At 69.0% G+C, this 13,973-nt stretch carries 15 protein-coding genes and 1 pseudogene; 6 read left to right on the forward strand and 10 right to left on the reverse strand.

Translation table 11 applies throughout. The features are described 5' to 3' along the window. Window positions 1-6: 6 nt before the first annotated feature. The 4 genes from AC0QSG_RS11515 to AC0QSG_RS11530 all read right to left on the reverse strand — a co-directional run bounded on the left by AC0QSG_RS11515 (window position 7) and on the right by AC0QSG_RS11530 (window position 3,989). Complete coding sequence (locus AC0QSG_RS11515; RefSeq protein ID WP_475375485.1) at window positions 7-876, reverse strand: F510_1955 family glycosylhydrolase; 870 nt, start codon at window positions 874-876, stop codon at window positions 7-9. 28 nt (window positions 877-904) lie between these two features. After that, the gene (locus tag AC0QSG_RS11520) at window positions 905-1,513 is read right to left on the reverse strand and encodes a DUF305 domain-containing protein (protein ID WP_475375486.1); all 609 of its coding nucleotides are present in this window, start codon (window positions 1,511-1,513) and stop codon (window positions 905-907) included. A 114-nt stretch (window positions 1,514-1,627) separates the two neighbouring features. After that, complete coding sequence (locus AC0QSG_RS11525; protein WP_475375487.1) at window positions 1,628-2,116, reverse strand: hypothetical protein; 489 nt, start codon at window positions 2,114-2,116, stop codon at window positions 1,628-1,630. A 151-nt stretch (window positions 2,117-2,267) separates the two neighbouring features. Further along, entirely contained in the window at window positions 2,268-3,989 is a 1,722-nt protein-coding gene (locus AC0QSG_RS11530) for a gamma-glutamyltransferase (protein WP_475375488.1), read from the reverse strand. 368 nt (window positions 3,990-4,357) lie between these two features. On the opposite strand from AC0QSG_RS11530, the gene AC0QSG_RS11535 reads away from it, so the two are divergent. The 4 genes from AC0QSG_RS11535 to AC0QSG_RS11550 all read left to right on the forward strand — a co-directional run bounded on the left by AC0QSG_RS11535 (window position 4,358) and on the right by AC0QSG_RS11550 (window position 7,026). Next, window positions 4,358-4,564 (forward strand): hypothetical protein, encoded by a 207-nt coding sequence (locus AC0QSG_RS11535; RefSeq protein WP_475375489.1) that lies wholly within the window; start codon window positions 4,358-4,360, stop codon window positions 4,562-4,564. A 365-nt stretch (window positions 4,565-4,929) separates the two neighbouring features. Then, window positions 4,930-5,391, forward strand: a complete 462-nt coding sequence (locus AC0QSG_RS11540) for a pyrimidine dimer DNA glycosylase/endonuclease V (RefSeq protein ID WP_475375490.1) — start codon at window positions 4,930-4,932, stop codon at window positions 5,389-5,391. A 109-nt stretch (window positions 5,392-5,500) separates the two neighbouring features. Continuing rightward, on the forward strand, window positions 5,501-5,911 hold the full coding sequence (locus AC0QSG_RS11545; protein ID WP_475375491.1) for a MerR family transcriptional regulator: 411 nt from the start codon (window positions 5,501-5,503) through the stop codon (window positions 5,909-5,911). 68 nt (window positions 5,912-5,979) lie between these two features. Then, a complete protein-coding gene (locus tag AC0QSG_RS11550) occupies window positions 5,980-7,026 on the forward strand; it encodes an NAD(P)-dependent alcohol dehydrogenase (protein ID WP_475375492.1) in 1,047 nt (348 codons plus the stop codon). A 13-nt stretch (window positions 7,027-7,039) separates the two neighbouring features. Here the strand turns inward: AC0QSG_RS11550 and AC0QSG_RS11555 are convergent, their stop codons facing one another. From AC0QSG_RS11555 to AC0QSG_RS11575, 5 genes are all read right to left on the reverse strand, one after another. Next, complete coding sequence (locus AC0QSG_RS11555) at window positions 7,040-7,669, reverse strand: DedA family protein (RefSeq protein ID WP_475375493.1); 630 nt, start codon at window positions 7,667-7,669, stop codon at window positions 7,040-7,042. Window positions 7,670-7,781: 112 nt separating this feature from the next. Further along, window positions 7,782-8,195 carry a DUF779 domain-containing protein gene (locus AC0QSG_RS11560; protein WP_475375494.1) on the reverse strand — a complete coding sequence of 138 codons (414 nt, stop codon included), beginning with the start codon at window positions 8,193-8,195 and terminating at the stop codon, window positions 7,782-7,784. Between the two features lie 103 nt (window positions 8,196-8,298). After that, window positions 8,299-9,333 carry an alcohol dehydrogenase AdhP gene (gene adhP / locus AC0QSG_RS11565; RefSeq protein ID WP_435727869.1) on the reverse strand — a complete coding sequence of 345 codons (1,035 nt, stop codon included), beginning with the start codon at window positions 9,331-9,333 and terminating at the stop codon, window positions 8,299-8,301. Between the two features lie 132 nt (window positions 9,334-9,465). Continuing rightward, entirely contained in the window at window positions 9,466-10,989 is a 1,524-nt protein-coding gene (gene adh / locus AC0QSG_RS11570) for an aldehyde dehydrogenase (RefSeq protein WP_435727870.1), read from the reverse strand. Between the two features lie 204 nt (window positions 10,990-11,193). Further along, window positions 11,194-12,501 (reverse strand): GAF domain-containing protein, encoded by a 1,308-nt coding sequence (locus AC0QSG_RS11575; protein ID WP_475375495.1) that lies wholly within the window; start codon window positions 12,499-12,501, stop codon window positions 11,194-11,196. 119 nt (window positions 12,502-12,620) lie between these two features. Here AC0QSG_RS11575 and AC0QSG_RS11580 point away from each other — a divergent pair, with 119 nt between their 5' ends. Both AC0QSG_RS11580 and AC0QSG_RS11585 read left to right on the forward strand, forming a co-directional pair. Further along, on the forward strand, window positions 12,621-13,055 hold the full coding sequence (locus AC0QSG_RS11580; protein WP_475375497.1) for a VOC family protein: 435 nt from the start codon (window positions 12,621-12,623) through the stop codon (window positions 13,053-13,055). 303 nt (window positions 13,056-13,358) lie between these two features. Further along, complete coding sequence (locus tag AC0QSG_RS11585; RefSeq protein WP_475375498.1) at window positions 13,359-13,685, forward strand: histidine phosphatase family protein; 327 nt, start codon at window positions 13,359-13,361, stop codon at window positions 13,683-13,685. A 91-nt stretch (window positions 13,686-13,776) separates the two neighbouring features. Here the strand turns inward: AC0QSG_RS11585 and AC0QSG_RS11590 are convergent. Continuing rightward, window positions 13,777-13,962: pseudogene (locus AC0QSG_RS11590) on the reverse strand (IS256 family transposase); the annotation flags it as partial. Between the last annotated feature and the right edge of the window lie 11 nt (window positions 13,963-13,973).

The following is a 13,973-nucleotide window of genomic DNA, read 5'->3' on the forward strand; positions in this document are numbered from 1 at the left end:
CGAATGTCACGGTATCCGCACCTCCTCGAAGGTGCCGTCGGCTTCGACAACCCAGACGGTGACCTCCCCGGCGTCGTCCCGGGTCCCGGTCACGGCGGCGGGCTGGCCGCCGCTAGCCCCGGTCTCCGCCCACGTTTCTCCTGAGTCGTCGCTGATGTACACGGCGCCGTCCGGCGCGACGCCGGCCACGGTCCGGGCGTCCACGAAGGCCGCGGCGAGCAGGACGGGCCCGCCGGAGGGCGGAGACCACGAGGCGCCCCCGTCCTCCGATCTCCAGAGGCCATCCTCGGTGGTCGCCAGCACCACGCGGCCCTCCGGATTGCCGGCCAGCGCGTAGGGCTTCGGCGCGTTCCGGACGGTCTCCCACGCGGTGCCGTCCGCGCTGGTGCGAAGTTCGCCATCGAATCCGACGATCCCGTCCCGGGTGGTGGTGAGCGCGTGGAAATCGGACTCGCCCTGGCGGGAGAGCGGATCCCAGGTTTCTCCCCCGTCCGTCGACTTCAGGAGTCCCACGGGGTTGGGAAGGTCGACGCCGGGCCCCGGGTGGCCCGAGGCGTAGAAAGCCCCGTTGCCGTCGGCGGTGAAGCCCATGAGATCAACCTCCGGACCAATCCGCTCAGCGGGTTCCCGGGTGGCGTCGAAGAGGCCGTGGTGGGAGGCAAGCAGCAGCTTCCCCGTGTCGGGGTCGGCGTGGGCACCATGGACGTGGGCGAGACCGCCGGCGGTCTCGGCGTCACCGGGCGTCGGCTCCGCCGGCTGCGCGGAGCATCCGGCGATGGCGAGCGCGAGGATGGCCCCCGCGGCCGCGACGACCAGCGCGCGCGGCGCGCCGGGTACGCGTCTCCGCCGGACGGGACGTAACGGGAGAAAAGGCATGATTCGCTTTCTTGGGCCGAGGCCGACGCTACCGGAAATCCGGCAGCATCTCTTGCATGGCCTTGATCTCGGCCTGTTGGTCTTCGACGACCTGCTCGGCGAGCGCCACGGCCTCGGAGTTCGATCCTTCGGCGACCTGGTTCTCCGCCATCTCGACGGCCCCCTCGTGGTGCTCGATCATCCGGGTCAGGAACAGCTCGGCCGCCGCGTCTCCCTTCGCGGAATCGAGGGCGTCCAGATCCTCGTCGGTCATCATGCCTTCCATGGAGTGGCCCATGGATTCGGCTTCCACGGGCTCCCCCCAGGCGCCCAACCATTCGGTCATCGTCGCGATCTCCGGCGCCTGGGCGGCCTTGATCTTGTTCGCCAGGTCCAGGATGCGCGGATCCAATCCGTCCTTGGCGAGCATGATCTCGCTCATCTCCACCGCCTGCTCGTGGTGGGGGATCATCATCTGGGCGAACATCGTGTCCGCCGGCCCGTGCTCCGCGGCGTCGTCCGGCGAAGACTCCGCTGAAGCCGACATGGAACCGTGGTCCATGCCGGATCCGGCGCCCGGGTCGGTTCCGGCGGCGCAGCCGGTCAGCGCGAGCGTGGCGGCCAGCAGGGTGGCGGCGAGTGCTTTGTCTTTCTTCATGGTGTTTTTCCTTCGAGTGCATGCGGATTCACTGGCATTGATCCGCCGTCCGGGGAGCGGCGGGCGCGGCGAAGCACGAACCGACCCCCTCAAGGGTGCGGTCCGTGCGCATTTTTAGGTGCGACTGATCGACAGACGAACCAGCGAAGGTCCCGTGCGGACGGCGGGGATTGGCCTCCAGAGCCGCACCGGCGGAGGTCCGCGCCGGACCAGCGGGGAAGCATTGCGGTAGACCCGGCGGAGGATCAGGCCGCCGGCGAGGAGGGCGATCAGGCACAACCCCGCCATCGCCATCGTCAGGCCACAGCCTTCGCCCACGCACGATCCGGCGTCGTGCCCGTCCGCGGCCAGCGAATCCGACGCTGGCGCGGACGAAGCTGAGAACGACGCCGGCGCGGCCGCCTCGGACGCGGCGGTGGCGTGTCGATGTGCATCCGCAGGGGAGGAATGCGTCGCGGTCTGGGTGTGGGCCGCATGCGTGGCGGGAACGTGGTCCCCGCCGACGACGTGCACTAGGAGCAGCCCCAACAACAGGAGAACCTTGCCCAGCGCGAGCGTGGCTCCGGACAGCCGGCCGTGCGCTGCGGCGGGGCTGCTGGTCACGGTCGGCCTCCTTCCCAAGGCAATCCCCGTGCGCATCGCTTCGGTGTGCACTCGGCGGGGTGGTGGGTTTTTCAAGATCTACGGTCCATTTTAGATCACTACGCCGCGGTTATCCCGGCGAGGCGCCGTCCCCGGACCGTTCTGCCGCGGGCTACGGTTCGGCGGTCGCGAAGTCCGCCTCCCGCCGGGTGTCCTTGGCGCCGATGATCTTCCCCGTTTCGTAGTCGATCTCCAGCGCCTGCACGGAGCCGAACACGGCCTCCTCGCGCTGCGTGCGCTGCAGTTCCCAGCCCTTGGAGTCCACGAATCCCGTCAGTCCGGCGGACGGATCCCGCTCGACGGCGAGGACGCCGTCCTGCAGGTGGTAGCGGGGCGAATCGATCGCCTCCTGGAGCGGCGCGTCCTGCAGGGCCCACGGCACCAGCACGCCCGCGAGGATGTTCGGGATCTGGTGTCCACCCGGGCTGCCGAGGCCCATGACCACGCGGTCCTCGCCGTCCATGACCAGCGACGGCGCGGCCCAGCTCACGGATTTGCGGCCCGGTTCGGGCTGGTTGTTCGGGGTGTCCAGCGAAGCGAACCGGGAGAGTTGGTTGTTGAGGAAGAACCCGCCGACGCTTTCGGTCTTTCCCCCGCCCCAGAAGTTGGTGATGGTGTTGGTCATGGAGACGGTGAATCCGCTGGAGTCGACCACCGTGAGGTGCGTGGTGTTGCCCGCCTCGATCGGTCCGCCCGCCTGCGGCGCGTCGCCGGTCTCCGCGCCGGCGCCGCTGGCCTGCGCGTTGTCGCCCAGCTCCGCGTTCGCCTCGGAGTCGGTGATCCGATCGACCGGCACGTCCACGAACCGGGGGTCGCCGAAGTGCTCGGTCACCGTGGAGTCGGCCACGGACCAGGCCTTGGTCATCCGGTCCACGTACGGCGCGGATCCCGGGGCGGAGTCGGCGATGCCGAGTCCCTCGGCCACCTGAAGCAACTGCACGACGGCGGGGCCGGGCAGCGCGGGCGGAACGGAAACGACGTCGTACTCGCCGAACGCGCCGCGCGCCGGCTTGAGCCGCTCGGGCTTGTAGTCGGCCAGCGAGGCGGCGTCGATGCCGTCGACCTTCGTGAGGTCGGCGACGAGGCTGCCCGTGTAAAACGCCTCGGGACCCTCGTCGGCGAGCGTGCGCATGGTGGCGGCGAGGTCCTCCTGCACCAGTTCGTCGCCCGACTTCAGCAGCCCGATGCCGGCGAAGGCCTTGAACTGGCCGAGCCCGTCGAGCGCTGCCGGGCCGGCGTCGCTTTCCATGCGCAGGGCGAGGAAGTCTGTAATGGGAAAGCCGTTCTCCGCGAGGTCGATCGCGGGCGCCAGGAGGGCCTTCCACTCCAGGGAGCCGTGGTCCTCGTGGATGCGGGCGAGGCCCGAGACGAATCCCGGGATGCCCGTGCCGGAATCGGGGATGACGCCGTCGTTGGCGACCACCTCGCGGTAGTCGTAGGCGATCGGGTCGGCTCCGGCCTCGGCGAGCACCGCGGAGCCGCCGCCGCCGATGCCGGAGGCGAAGGGCTCCACCACGGCGACCGCGAACGCCACGGCGACGGCCGCGTCCGCCGCGTTGCCGCCCTGGTCCAGGATCTTCATGCCGGCATCGACGGCGGCCGGATGCGCGGCCGAGACCCCGTGCTGCCCGAGCAGGGATTCCGCCTCCGCGTCCGGCGTGGTGCTGGCCTCGGCCGAAGCGCTGGGCGAGGGGCTCGCGGACGTGCTGGGCGCCGAGCTTGACGGCGCCGCACTGCTGGCGGGCGGTCGTCCCGGTTGCGGCGCGGTGCAGGCGGTCAGTGTCAACAGGGCGGCGGCCAAAGCGGCGGCGGCCCGCATTCCTACAATCGTCATGGTGCGCTCCACGCTACCGGCAATAGCGCGGCCGCCCAACGGCCGGCTAGGTGGCCGGGGAAATCCCCAGAGCAGGCCAGGCGTTTTCCGACGCGGACAGACCCAACGGTCTGGTTACGTTCCTCTTGCGCCCTACAGGAACCCTGTGCTCTAGCGCATTCTGCGAATATCACCGCTGAGTCAGCGCTATCTCTTGACCGAAAGCATGCGGATCGTTACCTTGACGTTACCCAATCCACACTATCAACAAGGAGCTAACCATGCGTCTCTTCACCAAAGCTGCAGTAGGCACAGCGTTCGCAGGATCCTTGCTTTTCACCGGCGGAATGGCCCCGGCCATGGCCGCGCCGACCGTCTAGGACGGTCTCGTGAATGTGAACGTCGGCGACATCACCATTGAGGATGCCGTGGACGTCAACGCCGCAGTTCTAGCTGCAGTGACCGCATGCGACGTCGCAGACGTTGCTGTCAACCAGATCGCCGTGCTGGCACGGGCGATTGCCGTAGACCGTTCCGACCAGGGCCAGACCATCTGCCGCACGGACGCTGGCAACGTCACCATCACAAACAACTGATCCACACAGCACGCGTTTGCTGCGGACGCACAGAGTGTCGGCAGCAAACGCGTGCTGGGCTAATTCGAGGGTGAGCTACCGATCCGGTCTCCGAGGCACAACCATTGCTTGGTGTAATCAGCCATCGCTCCCCCGGGCAGAGAAAATCAGCCCGAGCCGTGAGGTGTTGCGACGGTTCCACGGGCGGAAGGACCGCCGGTGCCTTGCGGCCCGCGCGACCGGTCCGTCCTATGGAGGGTCAGGCGAGCCGGCTGCCCCCGCACCTACACCGCTGGCACGTCCCGGGGCGCTGGTGATGTGCTCCAACGCATCCGGCCTCGGCCAACGTGCCGTTCTCTCTCGATCATCATGGCTAGGCTGGGGGGATGCGCATCTGGAGTCTCCATCCGCGGTACCTGGATTCCAAGGGTCTGGTGGCGTGCTGGCGCGAGACGCTGCTGGCCCAAAAGGTGCTCCAGGGCGCGACGGCGGGCTACCGCAACCACCCGCAACTGGTCCGCTTCCGCGCCTGTCCCGAACCCGTCGCCGCCATCGGCGCCTACCTCGCGGGCATGGCCGGCGAGGCAGCTGCGCGCGGCTACAACTTCAACCGGTCCCTCATCGTCGTACCGCCGGCCGGCGTCGAACCCGGCGCGGCGTCGGCCGGCGGCCCGGATTTCCTGACGGTCACGCGCGGACAGATGAACTACGAACGCGCCCACCTGTCCGCGAAACTGGCCGTCCGCGATCCGGAACGGCTCCCCGCATTGGAGTCCGCCGCACCGGATCCGCACCCACTCTTCAGGGTGGTTGAGGGTGAGATCGAACCCTGGGAAATCCTGGGCTGAACCTCCCGAACCACGCACCCCTTGTCTTCAAGTACTTGAAGTTCCTATCGTTGAGGAAGGGAGCGCACCAACCATCCGGCGGACCTACACGATCAAGGAAGCGGCGGCGATGACCGGCCTTCCGGCCAGCACCCTGCGCTATTACGAGTCAATCGGAGTGATCGCGCCGATCGGTCGCGACGCCAGCAGCAAACACCGGGTCTACACGGAGGACAACCTGGATCTGTTGACTTGGGTGGCGTGCCTCAGCGCGACGGGAATGTCGGTCGGCGACATGCGCCGCTACGTCGCAAACGGCCAGCACGGCGCGGCCGCCGCGGCCGAGCAGATCGCCCTGCTCGGGACGCAACAGGAGCAGCTGTCCACGGAGTCGAGGTGGATCGCCCTGCGGAAGCGCTACGTCGCCCTGAAGATCGACTACTGGGAAGCGGTCCAGGCCGGCGACACCGACGCGGCCGCGCACCTGGCGGCCGAGGCTCGATCCCTGGCCGACGCCCTTAAGAAGACCAAGAAGCAGTAGACGCCACGGTGGACCCGGCGGGCCGCTGATCGGTCGCGCCCCCACCGCCCTCACGAAGGAGAATCACCATGAGCACCACCGTCAACGCCTACGCGTCCCCCTCGGCCGACGGGGACCTGGTTCCCACCACCATCGAACGCCGCGACGTCGGTCCCCACGACGTCCTGATCGACATCAAGTACGCCGGCATTTGCCACTCCGACATCCACACCGTGCGCGGGGACTGGGGCCCGCAGCCGTACCCGCTGGTCCCCGGGCACGAGATCGCGGGCATCGTCGCGGAGATCGGATCCGAGGTGATCACACACGCCGTCGGCGACCGGGTCGGCGTCGGCTGCATGGTCAACTCCTGCGGGGACTGCAGGAACTGTGCGGCGGGAGACGAGCAGTACTGCCTCAACGGAACGGTGGGGACCTACGGCGCCACCGACCGCGACGGGACCACCACCCAGGGCGGCTACTCGACGCACGTCGTCGTCACCGAGGACTTCGTGCTCCGGATCCCCGAGGGCATCGAGCTCGACGTCGCCGCTCCCCTTCTCTGCGCGGGCATCACCACCTACTCGCCCCTCCAGCGCTGGGGCGCCGGGCCCGGAAGGAAGGTCGCCGTCGTCGGACTCGGCGGCCTCGGCCACATGGCCGTCAAGATCGCACACGCGATGGGTGCCGAGGTCACCGTGCTCTCGCAGTCCCTCAAGAAGCAGGAGGACGGCCTGCGCCTTGGCGCGGACCACTACTACGCGACCAGCGACGAATCCACGTTCACCGACTTGGCCGGTTCGTTTGACCTCATCATCAACACGGTCAGCGCCGCGGTCGACGTCAGCGCCTTCCTGGGGCTCCTGACGGTCGGCGGCGCCATGGTCAATGTGGGGGCGCCGGCGGAACCGTTGCCGGTCAACGCGATGGCGCTCATCGGCGGCCGCCGGTCGTTCGCGGGCTCCATGATCGGCGGCGTCGCCGAAACCCAGGAGATGCTCGATTTCTGCGCGCAACACGGCATCGGCTCGGAGATCGAGGTCATCCCGGCCGACAAGATCAACGACGCCTACGAGCGCGTCCTCGCCTCCGACGTGCGCTACCGCTTCGTCATCGACACCGCCACGCTCGGCTAACCGCCCGGCGGGCCTACTCGGCCAGGGCCTCGAGGTCCCGGCTGGTTTCCGGCCGGCGATCCTCGACCCACTCGGCCAGCATGCTGAACGCCTTGCCGAGCAACAACGACACGGCGATCGCGAGCACGACGGCGAACTCCGTGGAGACCTGCGGCCAGATGCCGGACATCGCACCCACGCCCACGGAATACACGGACCACACGGCCCCCGCCACGCAGGCGTGGACCAGGAACCTGTTCCACGGGACCGGCGTCAGGGACGAGGCCAGGTTCATGGTCAGCCGGCCCAGCGGGATGTAGCGGGAGCTCATCACCAGCGGCAGTCCGTCGTGTGCTAGGCGCCGCCGTGCGGAATCCAGCGCGGACTGGCGTTTCCGCCCCCGCATGAGGCTCCAGGAGGCCATGTCGAACCGTCGGGCCAGCGCGTAGGTCGCGGCGTCGCCCGCCAGCGCGCCGGCGAACATCGCGGCGGCCAGCAGGTAGGGGTCCAAGGCGTCCGAGCTGGCGGAGACCGCGCCCAGTCCCACGAAGAGCGTGGTGCTGGGCACCGGCGGGACCATCGCGGACAACGTGACGATGAGCGCGCCGAGGGGATATACCCACAACGGATCGAGTCCACGCAGGAGCTCGCCCCACTGGTCCACGGCTTCCCTTTCCCACGATCGACGGCGGCTCCGCACCGGCGCGCGGACGCCGACGGCGTACCACCATGATACCGGGCCGGGCCCCGACTGGATCAGCCGAAAGGGGGTCCGTTCAGCCGGCCTCCGGGCCGATGATCTGGCTGCGGATCAGGAACCGCTTGCCCTCCGGGGCCTCCACGGAGAACCCCGCCCCGCGGCCGGTCACCACGTCCACGGTGAGGTGCGTGTGCCGCCAGTACTCGAACTGTTCCCGGGACATCCAGAAGCCGATCTCCCCCAGGGGCGCACCGGCGTCGTCCGCCAAATCAAAGACGCCCAGGAGGAGGTCCGATCCCCCGGTCTTGAAGTCCCCCTCGGGGAAGCACATCGGCGACGAGCCGTCGCAGCACCCGCCCGACTGGTGGAACATCAGCGGTCCGTGCCGGTCCCACAGCCGGCGCAGCAGCGCCGCCGCCTCCCCGGTCAGCGCGACGCGCGAGCGCGTCTCGCCCTCGATCGCGGGCCGGGCGTCGAGTGTCGCGTCCATGGTGTTCTCCCTGTTATTGGTGCGGTGGCGGCCCGGCCCGGAAGCGCGCGGTCTGCGCTCGTCCGGACCGGTCTCGCTCTGGTCCCCTGCTAGGCGGGTAGTGTCAAGCGGCGCTTCCCACGAAGTCGATGACCACGCGCCCGTCGATCTTGGCGTGCCGCATCTCGTCGAAGACCGCATTCACATCCTCTAGGGGGCGGGTGTGGAACGTGGGCTTGATCTTGCCGGCCGCGTAGAATTCCAGCGCCTCAACCATGTCTTGCCGGGTGCCGACGATCGAACCGCGGATGGTCAGCCCTTTAAGCACAATGTCGAAAATCGGCGCCGGGAACTCGCCCGGGGGCAGGCCGTTGAAGACAATCGTGCCGCCGCGGCGGGTCATCCCGATCGCCTGGCCGAACGCCGCCGGGTGCACGGCCGTGACGAGCACTCCGTGCGCACCGCCTGTGGCCTGCTGGATGGCCTCCGCCGGATCGACGGCGAATGCGTTGACTGTGACCTCGGCACCGTGGCTGCGGGCCAGGGCCAGCTTCTCCTCAGCGACGTCGACGGCGGCGACGCGCATGCCCATGGCGACGGCGTATTGGACCGCGATGTGGCCCAGGCCGCCGATTCCCGATATGACGACCCACTGACCGGGCTTCACCTCGCTCCGCTTGAGGCCCTTGTAGACCGTGACGCCGGCGCACAGCACCGGGGCGATCTCATAGGGGTCCGCGCCGTCGGGGATGAGAGCGGCGAACTTCGCGTCCACCAGCATGTACTCGCCGAAGGAACCGTTGACGGAATAACCGCCGTTGGACTGGGATTCGCAGAGCGTCTCCCAGCCTGTGCCGCAGAACTCGCAGCTTCCGCAGGCGTTGGCCAGCCAGGCGTTGCCGACGAGGTCACCCACCTTTAGCTCGGTGACGCCCTCGCCGAGCTGCTGGACCGTGCCCACGCCCTCGTGGCCGGGAATGAGCGGGAGGCTCGGCCTGACGGGCCAGTCGCCCCCTGCGGCGTGCAGGTCGGTGTGGCAGACTCCGGAGGCGATGAGCTTGACCAGCACCTGGCCTGGGCCGGGCGTGGGGACTTCCGTCGTACCGACGTCGAGTTCCTCGCCGAAGGCGCGAACGATCGCGGCTTTCATGGTGCTCATGGTTTTGCCTATCTGTTGGGATCGCGTGCGCGCCCCGGCGACGTTGCCGGTGCGCGCCCACGACCTGTGAATGGCGAATCCCGTGTTTGGCATTCGATGGTGCGGGTGGGGCGCGGGATGCGCGCTCCGGGTTTAGAAGAAGCCGAGCTTGTCCTCCGAGTAGGAGACCAGCAGGTTCTTGGTCTGCTGGTAGTGGTCCAGCATCATCAGGTGGTTCTCGCGCCCGATCCCGGAGGACTTGTACCCTCCGAACGCCGAGTGCGCGGGGTACGCGTGGTACTGGTTGACCCACACGCGTCCGGCCTGGATGTCCCGGCCCGCCCGGTACGCGGCGTTGCCGTTGCGGCTCCAGACGCCTGCGCCGAGTCCGTAGAGGGTGTCGTTGGCGATGGACATGGCGTCCGCGTAGTCGGAGAACGTGGTCACCGAGACCACCGGACCGAAGATCTCCTCCTGGAAGACGCGCATCTTGTTGTGGCCCTTGAAGATCGTGGGCTGCACGTAGTAGCCGTTCGTGAAATCGCCTCCGAGGTCGGCGCGCCCGCCGCCGGTGAGCACCTCGGCGCCCTCCTGCCGGCCGATGTCCAGGTAGGAGAGGATCTTCTCCAGCTGGTCGTTGGAGGCCTGCGCGCCCATCATCGTGTCCGTGTCCAGCGGGTTGCCCTGCGTGATGGCCTCCGTGCGCTTGACGACGTCGCCGATGAACTGGTCGTAGATGGACTCCTGGATCAGCGCGCGGGACGGGCACGTGCAGACCTCGCCCTGGTTGAGGGCGAACATCGTGAAGCCCTCCTGCGCCTTGTCGTAGAAGGCGTCGTCCTTCGCGGCGATGTCCTCGAAGAAGATGTTGGGGCTCTTGCCGCCGAGCTCCAGCGTGACGGGGATCAGGTTCTCCGACGCGTACTGCATGATCAGGCGGCCGGTGGTGGTCTCGCCGGTGAACGCGATCTTGCGGATGCGCTTGTTCGAGGCCAGCGGCTTGCCGGCCTCCAGCCCGAACCCGTTGACGATGTTCAGCACGCCGGCCGGGAGCAGGTCGCCGATGAGCTCGGCGAGAACCAGGATCGACGCCGGGGTCTGCTCGGCTGGCTTCAGCACGACGGCGTTGCCCGCCGCCAGCGCGGGAGCCAGCTTCCAGACGGCCATGAGGATCGGGAAGTTCCACGGGATGATCTGCCCCACGACGCCGAGCGGCTCGTGGAAGTGGTAGGCGGTGGTGTTCTCGTCGATCTGGGAGAGGCCGCCCTCCTGCGCGCGGATGGCGCCGGCGAAGTAGCGGAAGTGGTCGATCGCCAGGGGCATGTCCGCGTTGAGCGTCTCGCGGACGGCCTTGCCGTTGTCCCAGGACTCGGCGACGGCGAGCATCTCCAGGTTCTGCTCCATGCGGTCGGCGATCTTGTTGAGGATCACGGCGCGGTCGGCCGGGCTGGTGCGGCCCCAGGCCGGGGCGGCGGCGTGGGCGGCGTCGAGCGCGGCCTCGATGTCCTCGGCGGTTCCGCGGCCGACCTCGCAGAAGCCCTTGCCCGTCACCGGCGTGATGTTCTCGAAGTATTCGCCCTTGATCGGGGCCTTCCATTCGCCTCCGATGTAGTGCTCGTAGCGGGTCTTGAACGTGACGGGCGATCCCTCGGTTCCCGGGACGGCATAGACGGTCATGGCAACTCCTTTGTTGGCGCGTGTTCGCTGCTGGTGGGTGTGACGCTACGCCCGGGGACGTTGCACCCGGGTTGCACCGGGCCGTCGTGAGCGGCTTTGCGCGTCCTGCCACGGAAACGCGCTAGCCATAGCGGGCCACACGCGGCAATGCCGCTCGGGAAGGTCCAAAGCCGCTCACGAGGGTCCGGGGGTGCCGGCCGGGGATCAGGCGAGCTCGGCTTCCAGCCGTTCCAACCGATCGACGACGACGGCGCGGCGCGGCGACCGCGGCGGAAGCACCTGCAACGCGGTGTGCAGCGCCTCCGCGTCCCGGGCCGCCTCCGGCAGCTCCAGGTAGTCCATCAGCACGTCGGCGCCGGCGTCCTGGAGCATCGCCTGGCGCAGTCCGCCGGAGACCTCGGCGCGGATCGCCTCGATTCCGGGCGCGGAGGACCGGGGCAGCACGGGACCCCGGTAGGCCGCCAGGGCGCGGCGGTGTTGGCCGCGGGCCACGAGATCCAACACGTCGCGGGCGTCCAGCGCGGGACGGGGCTCCAGCCGGTAGGGACGCGAGACCAGCGACGGCGACGAATCGTGGCCGGCGAGCGCCCGGCGGAGCCTGACCATCTCCGCGCGCAGCGTCGACCGCTGTCCGGAGTCGCCCAGGACGGCGTCGGCGAGCGCGTCGGCGTCGAGCCCGGACCGGTGCCACGCCAGCAGCGTCAGGATCTCGGCGTGCCGTCCGCCGAGCGCGAGCGGGGACCCGCCCGAGGCGAGGACTCCGGCGTCGTGCCCCAGGACCGCGAGGCCCGCCCCCGCCGGACGGACGGCGGCGCGAGGGGCGGCACGCCGCGGGGCTCGTCCCCTGGCTGAGCCGAATCGGAGGTCCGCTTCGGCGGCGGCCACGGCCGCGTGCAGCAGCGACAGTGAGTGCGCGGCGACGGCGTCGGCGTTGCCGGTGAGATCCACGACGCCGATGAGGCGCCCCGTCGCGGGGTCGTGCACGGGGACGGCCGTGCAGCTCCACCGGTGCGCCTGGCGGCTGTAGTGTTCCGCGCCGCTGACCTGGACACCGCGGTCGGTGGCGAGCGCCGTCCCGGGCGCCGAGGTGCCGACGGACCGTTCGGACCAGTCGGCGCCGGGAACGAACGCCATCCCCTCGGCCCGACGCCGGGCGGACGAATCGCCCTCCACCCAGAGCAGGCGCCCGAACTCGTCGCCGACGGCCACCAAGAGGCCGGTGTCTCGAGCCGGTTGCACCAGGAGGCGGTCGATCACCGGCATGACGACGGCGAGCGGATGGGCGCGTCGGTAGGCCTCCAATTCGGTGCCGGCCAGGCCTGGACCCGGCTGGACGCGGTCCGGATCGGGGAGGAAATCGAGCGAGCGGAGCCATGAATCGTGGACCACTGGGCGCAGACCGGCAAGTGGCGAACCCTCCGCGGTCGTGTCCGGCCTGCCATGACCCAGGACAGCGTGGGCGGCGCGCGCATGGCGCTGCAGCGTCCGGGAGGCGGGCGTCGTCAACCCCATGTAGGTCACCATCCGTCGAAAGGGCGCCGGGGTCCCGGCATGTGGCGTGGAACACAGTCTAGTCTTAAGGCACGCGCCGGCGGGGCGGACCGCCGGACCCAGAGACAAGGACACAAGCCATGGGTCGCATGATCTTCGTCAACCTGCCCACCCGGGACCTGGCCGCCGCCAATGCGTTCTACGGGGCGCTGGGCTTCGAACGGAACGCGGCGTTCTCCAACGACGACGCCACCGCCTGGATGGTCACGCCGGACATCTGGGTGATGTCGCTTCAGGAGCCGTTCTTCGCGGGCTTCCTGCGCGGCGGCGACCAGGCGTCGTTCGGCGAGGGCGCGAAGCAGATGCTCAACGCACTCAGCTGCGACTCGTCCGCCCACGTGGACGAACTGACGCGGGTGGCCGCCGCCAACGGCGGCTTGGTCTACCGGGAGGCGGAATCCGAGTTCCCGGGGATGTACGGCTCCGCCGTCACGGACCCGGACGGGCACGTGTGGGAGCTGACCTGGATGGAGCAGCCTGAGGACGCGACGCCCACCGGGGCGACGGGCGAATAGCCGACGCTATCCGGTGCAGGCCTCGTTGGAGCAGCCCGCGTCGCGCGGAACCCAATGCGCATCGCCGCCCCCCTTGTCCTCCCAAGTCATGTGCCGATGCTGTCCGCACCGATCGCAGGCCGGGGCCACGTAGGAGGCCTTTTCGCTGTCCGTGTACGCGCGGTACTCGCCCATTGCCATCTCCCTCATCGAGTGTCAGGTAGCGTCACTCTACGCCCGGGCATCGGCGGCCGGAACCCCGGCGGTGGCAGGATGGGGGACATCCGACTCGTCCTCGTCCGCCACGGTCAAACGACCTCCAACGTGGGGCAGAACCTCGACACCGCCGCACCCGGCGCCGACCTGACTGACCTCGGGCGCGAGCAGGCGATGGCGCTGCCGGCGGCCCTCGGCGGCGTGGGCATCGAGACCCTGTACACGCCCAACCTCGTCAGGACCCAGCAGACCGCGGACCCGATCGCCCGGGAGCTGGGGCTGGACGCGAGCGAACTCTATGCAAAGTTGAATCTGGGCACTTTGCTCATGAAACTGGGCAAGACGGAAGAAGGCGCTGCATGGATCCGCAGCGGAGCTGAGGGGGGAGACCGGAAATCCGAGAAAGTGCTAAAGCGAATGAAGAAGAAAGAGTAAAGAGTGCAGACAGTAGGCGAGGAATCTAACCAGAATGTGTGCCCCCGCTCAGGTGGAGTTTGCCTCGACACCGTAAGGGTCAGTGTTCTGATCACGCTGCAGTGAGTTCTGGGAGTGAAATCGCCTCCTCGATCGGTGCGGTGGTGGTCTCATCCATGGCCTTGAGTTCGGCCATGGAGGCCTCCGAGAGATAGCGGCGGTCTCCGGCTTCCCATTCATCGTGTTGCTCGACGAGGACCGCGCCGGCGAGTCTGAGCAGGGCGGCGGGGTTGGGAAAACCCCTACGAC

Source organism: Arthrobacter sp. LT660, from assembly GCF_056172845.1.

Coding starts and splice junctions, on each gene's coding strand:
- AC0QSG_RS11560 (WP_475375494.1), bottom strand. CDS start 8,195: ATGGACGCGACACTCGACGCCCGGCCCGCGATCGAGGGCGAGACGCGC.
- AC0QSG_RS11575 (WP_475375495.1), bottom strand. CDS start 12,501: ATGGGGTTGACGACGCCCGCCTCCCGGACGCTGCAGCGCCATGCGCGC.
- AC0QSG_RS11545 (WP_475375491.1), top strand. CDS start 5,501: ATGACCGGCCTTCCGGCCAGCACCCTGCGCTATTACGAGTCAATCGGA.
- adh (WP_435727870.1), bottom strand. CDS start 10,989: ATGACCGTCTATGCCGTCCCGGGAACCGAGGGATCGCCCGTCACGTTC.
- AC0QSG_RS11520 (WP_475375486.1), bottom strand. CDS start 1,513: ATGAAGAAAGACAAAGCACTCGCCGCCACCCTGCTGGCCGCCACGCTC.
- AC0QSG_RS11530 (WP_475375488.1), bottom strand. CDS start 3,989: ATGACGATTGTAGGAATGCGGGCCGCCGCCGCTTTGGCCGCCGCCCTG.
- AC0QSG_RS11580 (WP_475375497.1), top strand. CDS start 12,621: ATGGGTCGCATGATCTTCGTCAACCTGCCCACCCGGGACCTGGCCGCC.
- AC0QSG_RS11515 (WP_475375485.1), bottom strand. CDS start 876: ATGCCTTTTCTCCCGTTACGTCCCGTCCGGCGGAGACGCGTACCCGGC.
- adhP (WP_435727869.1), bottom strand. CDS start 9,333: ATGAGCACCATGAAAGCCGCGATCGTTCGCGCCTTCGGCGAGGAACTC.
- AC0QSG_RS11540 (WP_475375490.1), top strand. CDS start 4,930: ATGCGCATCTGGAGTCTCCATCCGCGGTACCTGGATTCCAAGGGTCTG.
- AC0QSG_RS11550 (WP_475375492.1), top strand. CDS start 5,980: ATGAGCACCACCGTCAACGCCTACGCGTCCCCCTCGGCCGACGGGGAC.